Source organism: Rhodococcus sp. UFZ-B548, from assembly GCF_903819475.1.
Classification (GTDB): domain Bacteria; phylum Actinomycetota; class Actinomycetes; order Mycobacteriales; family Mycobacteriaceae; genus Rhodococcus_F; species Rhodococcus_F erythropolis.
Window position 1 is genome coordinate 1 of the sequence record NZ_CAIJDS010000077.1, and the last position, 20,779, is coordinate 20,779.

Annotated in this window: 16 protein-coding genes; 6 read left to right on the plus strand and 10 right to left on the minus strand. The window is 59.2% G+C overall.

All coding sequences use genetic code 11. The features are described 5' to 3' along the window. Positions 1-56: 56 nt before the first annotated feature. Positions 57-1,121 (minus strand): IS630 family transposase, encoded by a 1,065-nt coding sequence (locus H7C86_RS34430; protein WP_182263265.1) that lies wholly within the window; start codon positions 1,119-1,121, stop codon positions 57-59. A 244-nt stretch (positions 1,122-1,365) separates the two neighbouring features. Here H7C86_RS34430 and H7C86_RS34435 point away from each other — a divergent pair, with 244 nt between their 5' ends. The 3 genes from H7C86_RS34435 to H7C86_RS34445 all read left to right on the plus strand — a co-directional run bounded on the left by H7C86_RS34435 (position 1,366) and on the right by H7C86_RS34445 (position 4,732). Then, a complete protein-coding gene (locus H7C86_RS34435) occupies positions 1,366-2,604 on the plus strand; it encodes an IS110 family transposase (RefSeq protein ID WP_182263266.1) in 1,239 nt (412 codons plus the stop codon). A gap of 1,211 nt (positions 2,605-3,815) precedes the next feature. Beyond that, positions 3,816-4,229: a DUF3800 domain-containing protein gene (locus H7C86_RS34440; RefSeq protein ID WP_182263267.1), complete on the plus strand. Its 414-nt coding sequence runs from the start codon at positions 3,816-3,818 to the stop codon at positions 4,227-4,229. Then, positions 4,229-4,732 carry a DUF3800 domain-containing protein gene (locus H7C86_RS34445; RefSeq protein WP_182263268.1) on the plus strand — a complete coding sequence of 168 codons (504 nt, stop codon included), beginning with the start codon at positions 4,229-4,231 and terminating at the stop codon, positions 4,730-4,732. The genes H7C86_RS34440 and H7C86_RS34445 overlap by 1 nt, the downstream gene beginning before the upstream one ends. Positions 4,733-4,877: 145 nt before the next feature. On the opposite strand, the gene H7C86_RS34450 is transcribed toward H7C86_RS34445, so the two are convergent. From H7C86_RS34450 to H7C86_RS34480, 7 genes are all read right to left on the minus strand, one after another. Next, complete coding sequence (locus H7C86_RS34450) at positions 4,878-5,078, minus strand: hypothetical protein (RefSeq protein WP_099699056.1); 201 nt, start codon at positions 5,076-5,078, stop codon at positions 4,878-4,880. Positions 5,079-5,188: 110 nt separating this feature from the next. After that, complete coding sequence (locus H7C86_RS37725; RefSeq protein ID WP_259349399.1) at positions 5,189-5,326, minus strand: hypothetical protein; 138 nt, start codon at positions 5,324-5,326, stop codon at positions 5,189-5,191. Between the two features lie 195 nt (positions 5,327-5,521). After that, positions 5,522-6,331: a hypothetical protein gene (locus H7C86_RS34460; RefSeq protein ID WP_182263269.1), complete on the minus strand. Its 810-nt coding sequence runs from the start codon at positions 6,329-6,331 to the stop codon at positions 5,522-5,524. Positions 6,332-6,430: 99 nt separating this feature from the next. After that, complete coding sequence (locus H7C86_RS34465) at positions 6,431-8,758, minus strand: hydantoinase B/oxoprolinase family protein (RefSeq protein WP_182263270.1); 2,328 nt, start codon at positions 8,756-8,758, stop codon at positions 6,431-6,433. A 48-nt stretch (positions 8,759-8,806) separates the two neighbouring features. Continuing rightward, entirely contained in the window at positions 8,807-10,933 is a 2,127-nt protein-coding gene (locus tag H7C86_RS34470) for a hydantoinase/oxoprolinase family protein (protein WP_182263271.1), read from the minus strand. A 22-nt stretch (positions 10,934-10,955) separates the two neighbouring features. Then, entirely contained in the window at positions 10,956-11,393 is a 438-nt protein-coding gene (locus tag H7C86_RS34475; protein WP_182263277.1) for an acetone carboxylase subunit gamma, read from the minus strand. 65 nt (positions 11,394-11,458) lie between these two features. Further along, positions 11,459-13,378, minus strand: coding sequence for a hydantoinase/oxoprolinase family protein (locus tag H7C86_RS34480; RefSeq protein ID WP_182263272.1), 1,920 nt, complete (start codon positions 13,376-13,378; stop codon positions 11,459-11,461). Positions 13,379-13,564: 186 nt separating this feature from the next. Here H7C86_RS34480 and H7C86_RS34485 point away from each other — a divergent pair, with 186 nt between their 5' ends. Together H7C86_RS34485 and H7C86_RS34490 are read left to right on the plus strand one after the other, a co-directional pair. Further along, entirely contained in the window at positions 13,565-15,418 is a 1,854-nt protein-coding gene (locus H7C86_RS34485; RefSeq protein ID WP_259349400.1) for a sigma-54-dependent Fis family transcriptional regulator, read from the plus strand. Between the two features lie 396 nt (positions 15,419-15,814). Beyond that, positions 15,815-17,341: a helix-turn-helix domain-containing protein gene (locus H7C86_RS34490; protein WP_182263273.1), complete on the plus strand. Its 1,527-nt coding sequence runs from the start codon at positions 15,815-15,817 to the stop codon at positions 17,339-17,341. 44 nt (positions 17,342-17,385) lie between these two features. Here the strand turns inward: H7C86_RS34490 and H7C86_RS34495 are convergent, their stop codons facing one another. Then, entirely contained in the window at positions 17,386-18,435 is a 1,050-nt protein-coding gene (locus H7C86_RS34495; RefSeq protein WP_182263274.1) for an alcohol dehydrogenase catalytic domain-containing protein, read from the minus strand. A 641-nt stretch (positions 18,436-19,076) separates the two neighbouring features. After that, positions 19,077-19,373 carry a hypothetical protein gene (locus tag H7C86_RS34500; RefSeq protein ID WP_182263275.1) on the minus strand — a complete coding sequence of 99 codons (297 nt, stop codon included), beginning with the start codon at positions 19,371-19,373 and terminating at the stop codon, positions 19,077-19,079. Between the two features lie 791 nt (positions 19,374-20,164). Here H7C86_RS34500 and H7C86_RS34505 point away from each other — a divergent pair. Then, positions 20,165-20,551 carry a hypothetical protein gene (locus H7C86_RS34505; protein ID WP_182263276.1) on the plus strand — a complete coding sequence of 129 codons (387 nt, stop codon included), beginning with the start codon at positions 20,165-20,167 and terminating at the stop codon, positions 20,549-20,551. Positions 20,552-20,779 lie beyond the last annotated feature (228 nt).

Consider the following 20,779-nt stretch of genomic DNA (forward strand, 5'->3'; position numbering starts at 1 on the left):
CGACCGCCCGCCGCTTACCGCCGGCACCGCGTAACCAACGTCCGCGCCTCCTACAACTAGTGCGGTGTTCTTGAAGTTTTTCGACGGTCGGCTTTCGCGAGTATCTGCTCGGCGGTTTTCGTCCAGATGAACGGCTCGGCTCGTGGGTTCCATCCGTTGATGAAGTCCCGAATCTTGGTGGTCAGTTCGCGGACGTTGCGGAAGGTGCCGCGGTGGATGGCTTGGCGTTCGATGATCCCGAACCAGACTTCGACGAGGTTCATCCAGGATGCCGAGGTCGGGGTGAAATGGACGTGGATGCGCGGGTTCGCTGCCAACCAGTCCCGCACTTCCTGCTTTTTGTGGGTGGCGTAGTTGTCCATCACGAGGTGCAGTTCCTGGTCTGGGTATGCCCGTGCCACGTGTTTGAGGAACACGAGAAACTCCTGGTGGCGGTGCCGGGGCCGGCAGATCCCGGTGACCTTTCCGGTCGCGATCTCCAATGCCGCGAACAAGGTGGTCGTGCCATTACGGACGTAGTCGTGAGTCTGCCGTTCGGGGATCCCGATCTGCATCGGCAACGTCGACGCCGTCCGATCCAAGGCTTGGATCTGCGATTTCTCGTCCACGCAGAGCACGATCGCGTTCTCCGGCGGCTCCAAGTACAAGCCGACGATGTCGGTGACCTTCGCAACCAACTCCGGATCGGTAGAAAACTTGAATGTCTCACTGCGCCAAGGCTGCACACCGTACTCGCGCCATGCTTCCGCGACAGTGCTGTTGCTGATCTTCAATCGATCTGCCAGCAAACGTGTGCTCCAATGGGTGACGCCGAGTTTCTTCGGCGGCGGCATCAAGGTTTCCGACACAATCTTTCGGTGATCGATCGTGCGGGGACGCCCTGAACGCGGCTCGTCGACCAGCCCGTTCATTCCGGCTTCGTCGTAGCGTGCCCGCCAGGTGATGACGGTCTGTCGGGTTGCACCCACCAATTCCGCGATCCGTGTGTTCGATTCGCCCTCGGATGCGAGCACGATGATCCGAGCCCGCTGCGCGAGACCGGCCCGGACCGATCTGGACCGCATCAACGCCGTCACACGCTCGAGATCCCCGTCCCGTAAAACCAAAGGCGCAACTCGCATACGAGCAAGTATCGCAAACCATACCGTCTAATTATTTATCCCACGCCGCACTAGTGTGTGGTCACCTCGGCAGACGTCGAGACCGCTTGGCGCGTTCGAGCCCGGCAATCAGCAGGATGCGGGGATGCCCGACAGGCACCCGGAAGTGGTGCTTCGAGCACGAGTATCAGACTCTTTCGCCTGCCCATCCCCGCCGAGGCGACCACACCCTGCGAATCAGGAACGGACGAAGAGGTGACCGGCTATGGACCTGATGCATCAGCGATGTGCAGGTATCGACATCAGCAAAACAGACGTGAAGGTATGCATTCGTGTTCCCGGGCCGCGGCGACAGCGACACAGTGAAGTGCGAACGTTCTCGTCGATGACCGCAGATCTGCTGGCCATGCGGGATTGGCTGATATCGGAACACGTGAGCGTGGTCGGGATGGAAGCGACCGGTGCGTACTGGAAGCCGATCTTCTACCTGCTCGAATCCGATGTCGAGTGTTGGCTGCTCAACGCCCGACATATGAAGACGGTCCCCGGGCGAAAGACCGACGTCAAGGACTCCGAGTGGATCGCGAAACTCGTCGAGCACGGTCTGGTACGACCGAGCTTCGTTCCCCCTCAACCGATCCGGCAGCTACGGGACCTGACTCGGTACCGCACGGAGGTCGTGCGTGAACGTACCCGCGAGATACAGCGTCTGCACAATCTGCTCGAGGATGCCGGTATCAAGTTGACCACCGTCGTCTCCGACGTGATGGGGAAATCCGGCCGTGCAATGCTCGAGGCTTTGATCGCGGGCGAACACGACCCCGGTGTCCTGGCAGAGTTGGCGCTGGGACGTCTACGGGTCAAACGAGCTTCGCTGATCGAAGCCCTGACGGGACGGTTCACCGACCATCACGGCTTCCTCACTCGCGCCATGCTCGACCGCATCGACTCCGTCACCGAGATGCAATCACGTCTCGACGCCCGCATCGACGAACTCGTGGAACCGTACCGCCGCAAGATCGAACTGCTGGCCACGGTCCCCGGCATCAGCGAACACACCGCAGAATCGATCCTCGCCGAGATCGGGGCCGACATCACACAGTTCCCCACCGCAGGGCACCTGGCATCCTGGGCCGGGGTGTGTCCGGGCAACAACGAATCCGCTGACAAAAGCTCCTCCGGAACAACCAGACCGGGCGATCCCTGGCTCAAAGGCGTTCTGGGACAGGCATCAATCGCCGCATCCCGAGGTAAAGACACCTACCTCGGTGCGCGCTACCGGCGGGTGATGGCGCGGCGTGGACGCAAACGTGCACTCGTCGCACTGCAGCATTCGATCCTCATCGCCGTCTGGCACATGTTTACCCATGACACCTTCTACCGAGATCTCGGCGGGAACTACTTCCTCGAACGAACCGGGAAAACCCGGGCCACCCGGCGTCTGATCGGCCAACTCAACCACCTCGGCTACCAGGTCACACTCGATCCGATCACCACCATGTGACCCGAGTTACCAGCGCATCTCACCCCGATTTTCGTATCAGCGGTCGAGTCGTCGAGAACACCGGGCGGCCATTCTCCTTCAGCCATGCGCACAGCAGAAACAAAAAGAGCCATACCCGGCGTCCCCAGGCAGCTCCGAACCTACAAATATTCGGCCATCACCGCCCAGCAAAAAACGGTAAGGAAACAAATCAATGTTTTTCACAGAACGGAGCGTAGCGGAGTTCATTTCGGGGGACACCGAAGGTGGCCGGAAAAACCCACCGGATATTCTCGAATGAGAATTAACACCCTGGTGATACCAGGAAAGATCCGGTAACGAACCAGGCTGTACGTCACGGACCGAGGCCTTTCCCGCTTCACGTATTCACGAGAACAACACATCTCATCGAAAGGGCCTTTACATGCCAAAGTTCGTGCGAAAGTTCGGCATAACATTTTCCATCACTGCCGCGTCCCTGATCGCTCCGGCAGGACTCGCCCACGCTGCACCGAACGGCGCACCGACCGCATCGACCGCATCGACTGATGTTTCCGAACACACGGTGATCACTACCTTCACCAACAATTCAGATCTCACGGTGACCTGCGCCGGAGTCGGCGCCAAGCCCATCCCTGCAGGAGAATACTTACAGGACTACAGCCAAACCGTCTTCACAGTAGGACAAACCGGGAGCGACTCACCGAATCCTCCTATCACGCTGATCCCAGGACAAAGCGAAAGCGTGACTGTGGTCGACGTTCCCGCAGGGACTTACACATTGGAATGGGCGTGCTCCACAGAATGGCAGGAAGGCGTCGCCCCACAAACGTGGGCTACACCGCTGATTGCCGGCGGACAGGAGATCCATCGCGCACCCACATTGCCTTTTGTTGTAGTGGACGATTCACCGGAAATCTGTAGCGGTTCGATCTGTCTTTCGAATTCCTGAACGAGGAGCTCATCCCACACGGTCTTCGTGATCGCTCGCGCGGCCTGCTCGCCCTTCGAGGTGCTCGGGTCAAAACTGGAGTGCCGGGGTTTCGGTCAGCTGATCGTCGCAGCACACTTCAGCACAGGGCCCCTCGGGGTGCGTCGTCATTGCAGTTCGATGGATCTCCAGCTAATCTTGACATCGGTAGCGGGTCCCTTCGCGGATTGCGCGCCACTTCCGGAAGCCCGCCTTGTGCGGGCTTTCCGTGTCAGTGCCGGTGGTTCGCTAGCATGACCGGATGCTTCTGGCGTATCTCGACGAGTTCGGCCACATCGGACCCTACATCGGCCCTGACCATCCGAAATTCAACGACCATCCGGTGTTCGGGTACGCAGGTTTCGTGATGCCGGCGGAGAATGTTCGAAAATTCGGCGGGTTCTTCGAACACATCAAGGAAACGCTGCTCGAGTTCGAGATCCAGAAGGCGAACGCGCATCCCCGCAGGTGGGAGAAGAAAGGCGCTTCGCTGTTCACCACGCGCAACATCGTGAGGTATCCGGAAGCCAGTCATGCGTTTCGGAGGTTGATGCGTCGCCTGACCGAACTCGACGGCAAGATCATCTACTACGGGCAGGTCAAGCCTCTCGGTTCGGAGAAGGAGACGGGGAGTCCTCGTCGGCACGCAATGCCCATCACCTTCGCCAATCCCTGATGCGCCTGAGCACGTACGCCAGCGACCGCGATACGAACATCATGGTGGTGCTCGATTCCGTGGACGACAAACCACGCCTTCATGCCGTGGAGATGATGTCGAGCTTCATCTATTCGAGATCCTCGCCTACCGATCAGCGGCGTGTCGTCGAGTCACCGATGCAAGTCGAAAGCCACCTGTACGCCACGATCCAGTTCGCTGACTGGGTGTGCGCTCTACTCAGCCGTACAAGCCATCACCACTTCGTCGACGGATCCGAATTCTCATGGGCGAAAGAGAGATTCGGGACACTGATGACTGATTCCTGCACCGAACAGTCGAAAATTCACCTGCCCCAGGCCAACGGCAAACACGGAAGCGTACATACGAGAAGATTGTTCGGCCCCACAACCTGGTCGGAGCGACAGACCACGACCGAGCCGCCTGCACCGTTCGGGGCCGCACTCGGCGAACGAGTTCCCGGCTTGACCGCGCTGCGAGATGCACTGGCGGAGAATCGATAGATCGTCTGGTCGCTGATGCCGCCTCCTCTAGCCGTTCAGACGCCATGGAGGTTCCTGCAGGTGCTGTTCACTTCCGAACACTTGTTCCTGGGATGTAGTAGTCATCCCAGGAACGGAACTGTGCAGTTTTCGGCGGCAAGGGTCGTCAGTACCCCAGTGTGCGGCGCAGCGCGGACAGCTCTTGTTCTGCTGTTTTCTCGCCTGTGAGTACTCGGCGGGTCGCGGCTTCGTTTTCTTCGGTGACGGTACCGCCGGCCAGTCGAACGCCGGCGGTGGCGAACTGCACAGATTCTTCAATACTGCGAGCGCCCGCGTGCTCGTCGACAACTTTGCGTGCTGTGGTCATGAGCATTGCTCCTTACAGTGGTTTCGTGCTGTGAGCGCTGCAGCGATGGCAAGGTTCACAGCTTCGTCCCCGGTGATTTCTCCGCGCAATTGCCTACGGCCAATTTCGAATCAGCGGCGGTGGGGTTCCATACCTGCCATGCGGTGACCGGCCGTCGCTGCGGCAAGTGCACGATCGATTTCAGCTTCTGTCAGGCGCGATCGCGAAATGAGCGATGAGGGAGGTCTGGTGAGGTGAGAGTCAGTCACCAGCGCTCCTTCATCGTCTCGAAAATTTGTTGACACGGGACGTGCGCATAGTTATACATTCTACCTGATCATTGCCGGTTTTCGAGGATGGGCAACCCCCCGGAACGGGGGCAAAACGGAGCACGGAAGTCGACGTTCTCCGCGAAACTGAGCCGGAACCTTGCCACATGATTCACGGCGCAGATGAGATCTGTGTCACTTTAGCTGGGCTAGTTGGTTGAGGACTACTTCGGGGATTGCGGTGGCGGGGATCTGTGTGATGTGAAAGTCGCCGGGAGGAAGTGTTGTTTGTTCTCCGAGCCAGTAGTTTTCGGGGAGGATACTTCCGCGGGTGGTCTGCTGATGGAGGGTCACACCGTGGGCGTCGCGCATGCCGACGACCAGTCGGTAGTGCGCGGTGACGTTGACGATCGGGGCGTAGGCGTCGAACCCGACCGGCGTGGCGGGGGCGGAGGGGGTTATTGGTCGGTCATCGAGGAGTATCGCCGTGAACGGGAGTGCTGCGAAGCCGCGGAGCCAATCGGCGACGTACATCGACGAGTTTTCCGCGTCGTCAGCATCGAGGCTGTCGATGTCGGAAGAACCCGAATGGTGGTGTGTGGCTTGTAGCCACTGCATGGGGGAGGGGATCTGCAGGACAACTGGTCCTGATGCCATTGCTGTCAGTGTTTGTGCAAGTTCGATGGCGCCACTGGTGAGGGCCTTGTCTGCGAGCATGGTTCGCAGGGCGTACCCGGTTCTTTTCTTCTGGGACAGTGCATCTCGCAGGGTGGGGTTCTGTTCGAGGTGATGAGTGTAGAAGTGGTTCAGGTCGAGGATGGCCAGGTCGGGTTTGAGTAGGCCTTGTGCTTGGTTGAAGAAGCGGGCGTAGCTGGTGGGGTCGTCCCAGGGGGCCGGGCGGTTGCGCAGAAACACCGATTGGGCGTACTCGTGGTGATCGAGTAGGAGTGCTGTGGCGCGGCCCGAGGGCGGTGTGGCGATCGTGGTGAGAAGGCTGGCGGACATGATGGTCTTCCTCGAGAGATTGGTGCGATACCGCGCGGTGATGCTCACACCGACGTGGTGCAGGGGTCGGTGGAGCATCACCGCGCGGTATCGGCAGGGTCAGGACTTGTGCTGGACTTCCTCGCCGCACTTGACCTCAAGCTCGCGGACCCGCTTGCTCAGCTCCTCGATCTTGAGCACGCGGCGGTCCGGAATCATGATGAGGGGTAGATCCTCGAGCCGCGCGGTCACCCGCTCCGGCTCACTCTTACCCCAGTGGGTGGCGACCAGTTGGTCGTTGTCATCACCCCAGGAACCGAAGTACAGCAACTCTTTCGGAGGTTCGGGCTTGACGAACTCGGCCACGAATTCCTTGTACGGCTTGCCTCGCTTCAAGCGGTCCTGACGCATCTGTGCGCGTAGCGCCGTGGTGTCCTCCTCGCGGACGACGAAGGTGTCGGGTTCGTAGACGACGCCGTACAGTTCACCGGCCACCTTGTCCGAGATCCGCGCGAGTTGCAAATCCGCCATGACAAGCTCGGGATCTCGTTCGAGGATGTCGCCGTAGCCGCCGCCGGAGCCCTGGCTGATCATGTAGAGCTCGCCTTCCTTGGCGACGTCGAACTGCAGTCCCATGTGGCCGGTCAGGTATTTGCCACCCTCGTAGGGTTGTTCGTTCATCACGCGTTCGATGGACAGGTCGAACTGTGACGGATCTTTGCGGATGATGTCGTAGATATTGATGTTCTTGACCATCGACAACGGATAGGTGGGGCATCCGTAGCCGCCGAACATTCCGCTCACCGACGAGAACTTCGAGCCCGAGGTGACGGTCATGAATCCCCAACTGGGGGTGCCGCGAGAGGCGACGATCATTTCGTAGCCCATGCCGCCTCGGTATTTGCCGAAGCCTTGGTTGTCTGTGACCAGTCGCTTGCTGACCAGCTGCAGGAACGGGACCTCTTCTTCCATGACCTCTTGCTCGGCGATGTCGGCCATCGCGCAGAACAGGGGTGCGACGCCGTCTTCGCCGTCTCGAAATGCCTTGGCGCCGCCGCCCATTCCGTTCAGATCGGCACAGAGGTTGCCGACCTGCTCACTGTGCTGGGTGGTCCCGCCCCACAGGAAGTCGTTGATCTGGTTGAACCAGGGGGCGATCACGTTCGAGTACTTGGTGGGCGAGGAGAACTGCAGCTTCGCGTATGCGGTCTGCAGGGCAGAGAATCCGCGGAACGAAGCTTGGAGTGACTGTCCGACGGGTGCGTCGTATCCGGCGTCTGCCCAGGTGTGTTCCTCGGAAATGACCTCGATGGGGGAGAGGGCGCCGGTGCTGCGGGGGAGGTCCGGCCACCAGTACGACAGAATCGCTTGCGTCATGAACGATTTGGTCGAGCCGAGGGGGGAGTTGATCGCCCGGTTGAGGATCTCCGGTCCGGTGCCCGTCAGGTCGACGGTCATCGTGTCGCCTTTGATGGTGATCTTGCAGGCGAACTTGATCAGAATGTTTTCTTTGAGGGTCGAGTCGACGAACTGGTTGAAGGTGACGGTGCCGTCCGGAAGATCCGAAATGCGGCGCCGTACCTCGGCTTCGACGTTTTCGACGGTGGTGCGAAGGGTGGAGACAAATGCTTCTTCGCCGACTTCGTCGATAAGGCGGTCGACGGTGTCCATCACTCTGCTGACGGCGCCCATCTTTACCTTGATGTCGGCGAGCATGAGCTTGGGGTCACGTGTCGAATGCTGGAGGAAGGTCAGCAGATCTCGGCGTAGTCGCCCGCCTTCGACGATCTTGATCGGTGAGGCGCGCAGCCCGTCGTCGAAGGGGGTTTCGGAGCCTGACGGCATTCCGCCCGGCTCGCAGGCACCGTTTTCGCCTTCGTGGATGGTGGCCCCTACCCACGCGATGATCCGGTCGTCGCGCATGACGGGTACCAGCATCGATTGGTCGGTGTTGTGCACCATTCCGAACCGCGAATCGTTGTGGAAGAAGCCGTCCCCGGGCCGGATCCCGACTGTCGGTTCGTCTTTCCAGTTCTTCATGATGTAGCGGATCGGGTGGTGCAACACTGCGGAGAAGGCGATGACGCCGCGGTTGGAGAGGTAGCTGACGTCGCCTTCGGCTGTGTAGACGGCGACGGAGAGATCCGCCCATTTCGCGCCGGGGGCCGCGCCCATGCTTTCGCACATCTCGAAGGCCTCGTCGAGTGCGCCGGCGAGACGTTTGCGGATGCGGTCAGCTTCGATCGGATCGGTATCCGATGTCATGCAGTAGCTTTCGTGCGCTGTGCGCGGCGCGATCTGGTGGTGCCGCATGATGTCGGGGTCGGGTCCGAGGAAGAGGGTGGTCTCGTCCATGAACTTGTCGACCCACTGCTGTTCTTGTTCGCTGAGTTGCTGGGTTCCGTCGCGGTCGGCGGATGGCCCGGTGCCGTTGTCCAGAATTGTCATGATGCTTTCAGGCTCCTTAGAAAGAACTGTGGTTGATTCGACTGCTCGTCAGTCTTTGAGGAGCCAGACGGCGCCTTGCACGGTCGGCTCGAGTCGCCAGCCCGGTTCGACGAGGTAGGTGGTGCTTTCTGTCGTCACAATGGCGGGGCCGGCGATCACGTACGCGTGGTCGAGTGCATTCTCGTCGTAGACCGGGGTTTGAACAGGCTCGCTGATGTCGGTGAAGTGGACTTTCCTTGTCGCTACCGGTGTCGGGATTGCGCGGTCACCGCCGGCGTCGATGGAATCGAATTTGACCACGTCGCCGTCGATGTAGGAGGCGACGCGCAAGGTCTGCACGCGCACGCCCGCTTCGGGGGCCTGGGTGCCCTCGCCGTACCGCTGACCGAAGATCTCGGCGAACGTTTTGATCAGGTACAGCACATCGGCGACACCGTCGACCCGGTTGATGTCGAAAGAAACCGCAGTGGTGACCAACTGGTTGCCGTAACGCATGTCCATCTCGAGTCGATACTTGACGTCGCTGCGGTTATAGCCCTGACGGACCAGGTCCTCGGCGCCCTTGGCTTCGAGCTCGCCGATGTAGGTGTTGAGCTGTTCGTACTGGTCGTAGATGGTTCGCTCACGTGGTTCGTAGAGCACGATGTACGCGCTCCGTTCGTGGATGTGCAAGGGCTTCATGTTGCCCGCGCCCAGGGCGGAGAACACTGATGCGAACGGGGGGAAGAGAATCTTGCTGATTCCGGCCTTGGCCGCGATCCCGCAGGCGTGCAGCGGGCCGTTGCCGCCGTAGGCGAGCATGGTGTAGTCCTCGACGAGACCGCCACGTGAGCGCAGTTCCTTCTCGATGCCGATGGCCATTTGCTCGTCGACGGTGCGCTTGATGACCTTCGCGACATCGACAGCATCCATGTCGAGTTCGTCGGAAAGATTTTCGTCGATCGCATAGGTGGAGCGCTTCTTGTTGAGCGCGATGTAGCCGTTGGCGTAGTTCTCGGGGTCTAGGTATCCGAGCACCAAATCGGCGTCGGTGACCGTCACCTGCAAACCGCCGCGGTCGTAGCAGGCGGGGCCGGGGTCCGAACCTGCCGACTCGGGGCCGATCTTCACCGAGTTGTGGATCCGGTCGAAAGAAGCGATGGATCCGCCGCCGGCGCCGAGGGTGTTGAGGTGGATCATCGGAACCGACACCAGCCAGCGGCCGATGGTCGGCTGGAAATCGTAGTGGCGAACCCCGCCCTCGGGGACCAGACCGATATCGAACGATGTTCCCCCCATGTCCATCGAGACGACGTCACCGATTCCGGTGGTTTCCGCCAAGTGTTGTGCCCCACCGACTCCCGCGATCGGGCCCGAGTGGATGGTCTGGAGCGCATCGGTCGAGTTCGGCTGGGCCATGCCGCCGGAATTGTGAATGACCAGCATCGGCTTCTCGTATCCGGAGTCACGCAGGTTGCTCGACAGCTGATTGAGCGCGTGGAACATCGTCTCGTGGAGGAAGGCGTCGACGATTGTCGATGTCGCCCGGACGTATTCGCCTTTTCGGCCCGACACCTGACTGCTGAGCAGAACGGGGATCGCGCCGAGCTGGTGCGTGGGGTATTCATCAAGGATGATTTCGAGGATCTGCTGCTCGTGGGCGGAGTTCTCGGTGGCGTTGGTCAGCGCCACGACGATGGCTTCGGCGCCGTTGTCCACCAACTCACGAACTTGTTGACGCACGTCGTCGACCATCAGTGGAACCAGGATCTCGCCGACGGCGTCGACTCGTTCCTTCACGGATCGAACCAGGTGACGCGGCACCAGAGGATCCGGTCGTTGGGCGTCCGCCATGTCACCTTGTTTGATGCCGTCGAGGCCCTCACCATAGCCGCGGCCACGGGAGAGGTGGATTGTGTCTTCGAATCCGTGCGTCACCAGGGCGGCGACTTTGGGGCCCTTGCCCTCGATGAGTGCATTGGTGCCCAGTGTGGTGGCGTAGCGGACCGAATCGACCTCGCGGAGGGCGTCGCTGCGGCTGACACCGGCGCGTGCGCATGCCAAGTCGAGTGCTTCGTTGAAGCCGAGGGCCAGGTTGTGGTGAGTGGTCAGCGCCTTCGCTTCGACGTAGATATCGTCCCAGACAAAGAAGCAGTCGCTGAATGTTCCACCGATGTCAACGGAAATGCGTTTCATGAAAGTCTCCTTCGATCCGGGGTCAGCGCTGAGCGTGTGAATGGGAGTGCGAATGCGGGGTTCGGGGTTCGGAGATGGCGTTCTCGCCGGGCCCGTAGTTGATCAGTGTTTCCGGATCGCCGTCGCGGTCGGCCCACTGCTTCTTGAGCGCGTCGATGTCCCAGATCATGTCGACGGTCGGGGGGTGTCCGGGTGGGGTGTATTCGGTTTCGATCTGCGTGCCGCAGCCCGGGCAATAGAATTCGAGGATGCGGCAGAACAACGGATCCGGGGCGAAGGTGTACTCGTATTTCTCCGGATCGAGAATCGAGGGGTGAATCTCGCGGGGGTCTCGGTCGTAGACCAGAGTGCCTTCTTTGTAGTTTCCCCGAGCATTGCCCAGGTCGTGCTGGCAGACCCGGCAGAGCCACCGCTCGGAGTCGAGATCGATTGCGAGATATTCGGTCATGGGGATACGCATGATGTTCTCTACTTTCGTGTCGAGAAATGTCGATGTCACGGTTCGGGCGGTACCGTCGGGCCCGATTACACGGTGTCGGTCAGGATCAGGTCGCCGGAGTTGGAGATCTCCAAGTCCCAGCCGGCCGGAACCTGAGCGGTGAAGAACTGCCCTTCCACGATGGCCGGGCCGGATGCCATCGCACCGGCAACCTGCTGGTCGAGCTGGTAGACCGGAAGATCCTCGACGGAAGTCGCGGAAGTGCGGACCGATCGCGTCATGGTGGACACTGCCGCCGACTTCATCTCCGGAGATCCGCCCTTGACTACCGAATGCGGAAGCTCCCGGATCGCCTTCAACGCCAGGAGGGTCTTGTTCCCGGCAGCCGAGCTGACGTCGAGTCCGCTGTCGAACTCCGTCCGGGTCACCGCGCCGTCGGCATCCTCGACCAGCGATGCCCACTCCAACGAGCAATCAGCGATGTCATATCCCTCTTGGAACATGTCGCGTGTTGCACGCGCACGTAATTCATCCACTGCCGCAGCGATTTCCGCAGAGGTGCAGTCGGTGATGTTGGTCTCGTAGGACTGGGCGATGTCGGAGAAGCTGATACCGAACGCGGAGAACACGGCGGCAAGTTTCGGGACGAGAACGCGCCGCACTCCGGCAAGTCGCGCGGCATCACACGCACTCATCGGGCCACCGCCACCGAATGCGGCGACCGTCGTGGTCTCTGCGCTCTCGACGGCTGCGGCAAATGACTCCGCCACCTTCGCGGCGTAGGCGGCAGCCATCTCGATCAGCGCTTCTTCAACGCTGATCCCCAACGGTTCGGCGACACTCTCGCTGATGACCGCGCGGGACCGTTCTGCGTCGAGGAACATTTCGCCGTCGAGATATGTATCGGGGTCGAGAACGCCGAGAAGCAGATTGACGTCGGTGATGGTGGCCTTCTTGCCACCGAAGCCGAAGCACGCGGGGCCGGGGGCCGCGCCGACGCTTTCCGGGCCGACCACGATCCGGCCGTTCTCGACCGCGATGATGGAACTGCCGCCCACACCGGCGGACTTGACGTCACTGAGCTCGTAGGAGACGGGAATACCGGCGATCCGGCCGCGGCGTTCGGTGGCGATGGCATAGTTCTTCACCGTCCCCACGTCGGTGGTGGTTCCGCCTACGTCGATCATGAGTACATGGGGAAGCTCGTACGCTTGGGCCAGTGCGCGTGTGCCTTCGAGCCCTCCGCGCGGTCCGGAAGAATAGGTCTTGAGTGCCACGGACTTCGCGACCCGCGAGGACGCCCCGTCATTACGGTAGATGAGCAGCGGGTTCTTGATCTTGTAGGTGCGTAGGCGTCGTTCAGCGCTGTAGAGGAAGCGTTCCACGGTGGGGTGCAGGAACGAGTTGATGATGCCGGACCAGATTCGGCGTGATCGCAATTCGTCGGAGGCGAATTCCCAGCTGAAGAGAACAGGGACGGACCCGAGAAGATGCCTCGGAAAGCTCTCGAGAATGATCCGTTTGAACAGCGCCTCACGATCTTTGGTCTTCGCAGCGAGGATCAGCCGTTCCGCACCCGCTGTCGTCAACCTGTTGATCTCCGCGACCAATGTCGTGGTCAAGGCGTCGGCATCGAGCTCACCCGAGACCACCGAGGTGCGGGGACCGACCAAGTCGTCGAAGAGCGACGCAGACTCAGCGTCGATGCGCAGCTCGTCCACGATGGCGGCATCATCGATGATCAAGCCGAGACGAGGACCCTTCCTCTCCACGAGGGCATTGGTGCCCTGGGTGGAGGAATACCTGATGTGTTGAGTCGAATGCAGCAGACCCGAAAGGTTCTGTTCGCCGTAAATGACCGAGGACACCTTGGTCATACCGTCGAACAGGCACTGGGACAGATCGACCGGAGTCGTGAGTGTCTTCGTGAATGCGAACTCGGATCCACTGCCGACGCAGATATCGGTCAAAGTTCCGCCGTTGTCGATGTTGATCAAACGCTCCATCGAGGCTCCTAGCATTGTCGAGAAGGAATGAAACTAAAGTGATGGACATCACTTCGATTGCGAACACCGGAAAGCATCACACCGGGAGCAAGGGTGTGGAGTGTCCGACCTTGGGACACTCCACACCACCACCGCCGGGTGTTTCCTGAATGCACGGATCGCCTCGGCAAGCGCGTAGCACCTGCGGTGTCTAAGCAGGTCGGCATTATGGAGGACACAATGATGGGGATCGTCGACGACACCGACGGTGACGACCGAAAGCGCGTGAGGCTAGGCGACAGAGACGCCCTAATAGGAGGGACGGACGAGTTCGTCGCTGCGTCCTGGCTCCGATCGCAAGCCGCCGGAGTTTCCCCCGAAGGCGGCGATATCCGGTACATCGGTGATGTCGACGTCGCATCACGCCTGGTCCATTACGCCCAGCCGGTACTCGAAAAGCTCATCGAATACACCGAGGACGTGCCGCTCAGCGTCGCGGTCTCCGACAACAAGGGGAGAGTGCTCTCCAGGCTGGACACCAACTCTGCGATCGGCGCACTCGTCGATACGATCTCGCTGGCCCCAGGTTTCAGCTATGCCGAGAGTGAGGTCGGGACCAACGGAGTAGGTACGGTCCTCGAATCAGGTCGCTCGGTCCATATCGTCGGAGCAGCACACTTTCACGAGCGATTCCAAAAGTACTCGTGTTCCGGCGCCCCGATCCGAGACCCCCTCTCCGGACACATCGAGGGTGTACTCGATCTGACCTGCCTGGTCGAGCACTCGACCCCACTGCTGCACAGTTTCGTTCGTTCCGCCGCCTCTACAATCGAAACCGCATTGCTCAACGATCGAGAACTGAACCAACGCATCCTCTTCAATGCATTCTCGAAAATGGAAGCAAAAACTCGTTCACCACTGCTTGTGGCAGGAAAGAACGTTCTGATCTCTACCAGCAAAGCGCAGAAACTCTTCGACGCCGACGAGCAGAGAATAATCGTCCAACACGCACTGTATCTCGCGGAACGGGCAACGAAAGCCACGGAAGAGATCGAACTTTCTCCGCAGCGAATAGTAAAAATACGAACCACTCGAATCTCGTCAGGCAAGACCGTCATCGGCGTCGGAGTGTCGATAGCGGATTTAACGATAATAGACTCAGCTGTTCACGGAACGACTGTTGCACAAGTGCCTCAATTCAATATTAACAGCGGCTCCTCGGCGGTCGCTGGACGCAATTACGACTCCGATCCATGTAACGAAGTGTCCTCGGTATGGAAGAGTGTCACATCCTTGACAAGAGATGCGGTAGAACGAAAAGAAAATGTCGTTGTAATCGGAGAACGAGGAGCGGGAAAAGAAAAACTGATCAGGGACATGGTTTGCAATGTTCATCCAAGCGTCACTGTTGTCGACATTGAACCAGGATTTCTTACGAACGACATGAAATCGGAGATGAGTTCCAATGGAAACAGAAGCGTGTACGTTATTTTGCGGCATCCGGAACGGTTGACAACCAACGAGACGACCTCTGTCAAAAAGGTGCTATCCGACATAAGTTCACAGGGAAATCTCGTTGGAGCGGCGGCCATGGTGACGGAAACGGAAAGCTCCGAGCCGGAAGACAATCCTTTTCATCGATCACTTCGCGGAATTTTCGGCCGATCGATACAGGTCCCACCACTCCGACACCGCACAAACGACCTCCCTTACCTTGTACGGCAAATACTGAACGAAATATCCGACAACGATGTTCCGGAAATGGATAGTGAAACGCTCGAAAAGCTCTCCACGTATTCCTGGCCGGGTAACATAACTGAATTGCGCCATACACTCTCGGAATGCTTGTCGAAAAAACCTTCTGGGATGATAGAGGTGGAAGATCTTCCCGCTTCCATCCGTTTGTCATCGATTCATGCTTCTGGAATTCTCGAACATCTAGAGCGGGAGGCTATAGTAAAAAGCCTGGAAGAGAATGATGGAAACAGAATGCGTACAGCAAAGAGCCTCGGAATTGCTCGATCATCGCTGTATCGAAAAATGAAAATCTACAAGATATGAAACGAAACACCTGTGGAGTTAAATCCGTGCTTCCGTCGATTTGTGTATGTAAAATGAAAGTGTAGGACGTTGCGGGAAGCTAATGTGTTCACCCCCGAGTTTTACGTTGCGCGGTCGGCCTTGAAGAAAGGTGACGGTACGGTCGATGTTGCGGCGCATGTCCACGCTGACATACTCGCCTCCTGGAACCGATGCAGGAGACCAGACGAGAGAAGAGCGCACGGAACAGCATTCGACTTTCGGAAGAGCCCAGGAAACGCTCGAGTGATCGAGGCTGCGAAAGCTACGCTGTCGAGCTTCATTGCATCGGATCCAGACTCCCGTAGCTCGATCATCGTTGTCGACGCACACCATCGACTCTGCTTTCGACATGACGGCGACCAGTCTCTGAAATACATGCTGAATTCCGCTGGGATGACCATCGGGTCCGATGCGCACGAGTCGTGTCTCGGAACCAATGCCGGTTACCTCAGTGCGCTCAGGGGGGCTTCGGCCTCCGTCGTCGGGCCCGAGCACTGGAATGACGAACTGATCGCCATTGCAGAGGCGGCATCACCGATCAGAGGTATCGACGGATCGGTATCTGGGGCAGTGGTGGTGATCAATCATCTCTCGGAGTACTCACCGATGACGTCCTCGGTATCGAAGTTTCTGGCACAACACGTCCACACATTGATTTCTGAAGCAGAGCAACGTGGAATCTATTCTCTAGCATCGTATTTCGCTTCTAAGGCGTACGGCGAGGGGGATCTCGTTCTCGCGACCGACGGCATCCACCTGCTCACCCACACGTCCGCCCTCCATCGCGCAGTTCCCGGCGGTGACCTTGAAGAGATGATCACCCATGCACGTTCGGCGTTGTTGGACGGGGATTTCGAATCTCGCAGGATCGTGCTGTCGGATGGAGGGCATCTGGATGTCGACGTCGAACCTCTATTTGATCTCGGTGAGGTCACCGGTTGTGTATTGACCGCAACCTTGCCCGATGTGCACGATGGCGGAGGATCGACAAGCCGTCAAGGTGCACACGTCGGCTCGGTAGGTCCACGTGACTACACGACCAACCTCACCGGCGACAATCGCAGAGTACGACGGACAAAGAACCAGTCGCTGCTCAATCCGTATTTGAGGGCGCGGCAGGCAGTTGCCGTCAGTATCTCCGAGCATCGCAATCAGCTTCTCGTCGGCGAGGCAGGAACCGGCAAGTGCACAATGGCGGCAGCGATATTCACCTCGCAATATCCCGGCGCTGCAATCGAGACAGTCAACTGCGCACGGCTCGATGTCTCTGCTGCCCTCGACAGGTTGTCGGCATCAGTATCAGATCGAGCGTCACATCGACTATTGGTCCTGCGATCGCTGAACAGTCTCAATGTCAACGATGTACGCGCACTAAACAATGCCCTGCTCATTCTTTCCAAGGCAATTGATCCGCCGATGATCATCGGTTGCGTCGACGCAACTGCTGTTGACCAGAGTCACCCGTATGCGCTTATAGGCGCACATTTTCGCGAGGTGACTCGAATTCCTGCGCTACGGCATCGTGTCGACGACGTCGCTGACATCGCTCGCTCCATCCTTCGTGAGATCTCGACCCGGCACTCGTTGCGCCTGGGAATGCAGGTCGTTCGGGTCTTTGAAGGGTATTCCTGGCCGGGGAACATCAGTGAGCTCAAGGATGTCCTCAGACATGTGGTGGCGAACAAACCCTTTGGCGAAATCCAATCATCAGACTTGCCACGACTGCACTTTCGTGATGCGACCCGCAAGCTCTCGCCCCTCGATACTGCGCAATGCGACACGATCATCCAGGCGCTGTACGAAGTAGGTGGAAATCGGTACGACGCTGCTGCTCTGCTCGGAATCAGCAGGTCCTCGTTGTACAGGAAGATTGATGCCTTCGGGATCAGCTACATCGGCTGAGATTCCGTCATATTGGGGCGGAATCTCAGCCGAGATGCGGGTGGCTAGGAGGCTGGCGAGATAATTACTTTGAGTGCCTTGTTGTCGGCTGCATGAGTGAATGTGTCGTAGGCGCGGTCGAATTCGTCGAAGGTGAATGAATGCGTACCCATCAGTTCTGATCGGATGCGTCCCGTTCCGACCATCTTCAACAGCGTCGGGATGGAGACGGTGTCAACCAGACCCATGGTCAGGGTGAGGTTTTGGATCCACAAGTCCTGCATCGGTAACTCGACTGGGGTTCCGTGGACTCCGACATTGGCGATGGTGCCTCCGGGCCGCACCAGGGATGCTGCGGTCAGGAGTGTTTCCGGATACCCGACGGCTTCGATGGCGACATCGACGCCAAGGCCATCGGTGAGTGCTATGACGTCGGCGACGGTTCCCGGTCCGACTTCGACGACGTCTGTTGCTCCGAATTCGAGGGCTTTCTCGAGGCGAAACTTGTTGGAGTCGATGGCGATGGTGCGGGCCGCGCCCCACAATCCGGTGGTGAGAATCGCCGCCAACCCCACCGCGCCGGCTCCCACTACCGCCACGGTGCTGCCGGGGCGAACCTTGCCCGCCAACACCCCCACTTCGTACCCGGTGGGCAGTGAATCGGCGAGAAAGATCGCCTGTTCATTGGAAATATCGTCCGGAACCGCATACAGGGATGTATCGGCGTACGGAACGCGAACGAACTCTGCTTGTGTGCCGTCGATCAGATGTCCGAGGATCCACCCCACCCCACCGACGGTTTGGCAATGCGAGGGCATACCGGATTGGCAATACGCGCATCGACCGCACTTGGTGACAGCAGGGACGAGGACACGATCTCCGACTGAGAACGAGGTTACCGCATCACCTACCTGGGTAACGGTCCCCACTGCTTCGTGACCGAGGATGCGTCCTTCGGTGACGGCGGCGACGTCACCGGAGAGGATGTGCAGGTCTGTCCCGCAGATTGTGGTTGTGTCCACTTTGACCACGACATCGGTCGAATCTTCGATGACTGCGTCGGGTACGTCCTCCCACGATTTCTTGCCGGGACCGTGATAGACGAGGGCTTTCATGTCTGACTCCTTCGACGATGACACCCATGCCTTGTCGCACGGGTGCTTCGACGGTATTACTCGAGGATCGTCGAATGCGCACGTTCGCATATTCGGGGCGCACTCTTTCCGTTGATAGTGAAGGCTGACCCGGTGGTTCTCGAATCTGGGATCGGGAACCATCGGGAACTACACCAGCGCGCAATCCCTGGAGACCGCCAAGAGGTGGACTCATATTCTGGAGACTTGACGCGCGGTTTTTGTGACTGCGCGGCGCGGTGCGGGCTTTCGGGTGCGTGAGCGTTTTCTCGCGGTGGGCTGGCGGTGGGAGTATTAGCCAAGGCTGGAACAGTGGAGGATCTGATGCGGACGTGTGTGTGACATTCAAGAGTTGAGACCCTGATGCAGCTGACCTTGTCTGCATGGCGCTGCGACCCGTGCGCGACGGCATCTATCGTGAATCTGCGGCGAACCGCATGTACCGATAAGAGTTATTATGTCATTCTTTCGGCGAAAGGCGCTGCACTGCAACAAAATACGTTCTCCGTGAATGTGCATCGACGATATTGCGGCAGCGTCGCTACCAGAGTGAGAGCCGACGTCCTGCAGCCTCGGCCGCAGCGATGCGCTCTTCGATGGTGTCGAGTCCTACGTTTGCCCGACTACGTTCTGTTCGAACCGGATGCGAATCGCATCACTCCTCGCGGACCGACGCACTGCGAGGCATGTGGGTACATCCACCGGTACGCATCAACGACATCCTGCAGTCGATGCTCGGGTCGATCGGGGTCGCGATAGCGCGCATCGCGGACCGATGAGCGGTAGGTATCGGCCAGCTTTCGAACAGCCACCCGATCCTCGGCATGCAGTGGCACCTTCAAATCTCGGGCTTCGCCCTCTGCGACCCGCGTGAGTTCCCGGCCTTCGGCGGTCAGATCATCCCAGTATTTCTGGTTCATCTCGGTATCGGTTCTCTTCCACGTCAGGTTAGCCAACGAAAGCGGTCGCTCAGATTATCCGATCTCATGAGCAGTGGCTGGTCGTTCACAACACCGGCCGCTTGGGACCTGCATATCGACGATACGGCGGGTCAGAGGGAGGCAAGGAAGTCATCGGCCCTGGTGCTGCTCGTGAAATGCGAGTCCGCTTCCTTCTCCTGCTCGGCAGATTTACAGATCGGGGCCAAAGCAGGAAGCACGTCCTCTAAGACGGGCAGGGATCTGTTTATCGGTGTTTACCCGTTCCTGGCAGACCGCCGGAAACGACAGAGCGGATCCCTCCGGCCGGTGCCGGCCTTCCGCAATACGGAGCTTTCTTCGCCGCAGGAGGAGGCTTCGGACCTAATCGCAGGTACATTTGCCGGCGAAGACGACGAGCTTCGGCAACCAGTTCGCGCTTACGCTCAGACAAGGCGCGAGCAGATGCGACGTCGGTCGCAGTTCGTAAGAAACTGCTCCACCTGCTTCAACTCGGCACGTGCAACTCTCTGACGTTTGCTTTCGCTTGGCGGCTCTACCGAATTTTTGTTCTTTCGACGTCGGCCCATAACGGATGCTCTCATACGTCTCCGACCCATGGAGCTGGCTTTCACCGCACAGAGTTTGATCTCCGACATCCAAGGGAAAATGTCGTCCATGCGACAGGAACCGTATCCGCAAGACTGGCTCCGTACCGGAGGGACTGCTGGAGATGCGGCACGGTAAATTTCGCGCGAACCCAGTTGGCTGATCAGAGCGAGGTAGTGACGTACGTGGCTAAAGATGGTTGGGAGTTCTGGCGGGTCAGCAATGCGTCGAGCGGGGCGCTGGAATGGCTCGCGGTCACGCGTCCGGGTGCACGCGCTGCGATCGACCGCGAAAAAGTGTGGACGCTGTTGCCGAAAAGTCGCATGTTCCTCGCCAGCTGGTTCCTCACCGCGGATTTCGGACGAGAAGACGACGTGAACGAATGGGTGTACGAGAATATCGACTCCGTCGAAGCACGTGAGGTGGCGCTGGAGGTGCCGGAGCCCTCGACTGCGACCGTGACCCGCTTGACCCACCCCGAGTCGTCCTTGTCGCTGAATCAGATCGATCGGCACCCCGTGGACAAACTTCTGGGCAAACGAGTGGCGGACAAACTCGAGAACCGGACCTGATCCGCTGCAAAGCATCCACGCACAGAGGGATCCGCGAGGCATCTGACGCACGTCGCTTCGTCGCTTCGATCGAGCGTGAAGACACCACCGCGATGACCGCAACACTGTCGGACCCCCGAACTACCATTAACACCGCGACGAGCATCAGGTCGCCCCACTGACCAGACCACAGCGGGCTCTGTCAACTTAACTGAGCCGTGAGTCAGGGATGATGGTCGGATGAGTCGT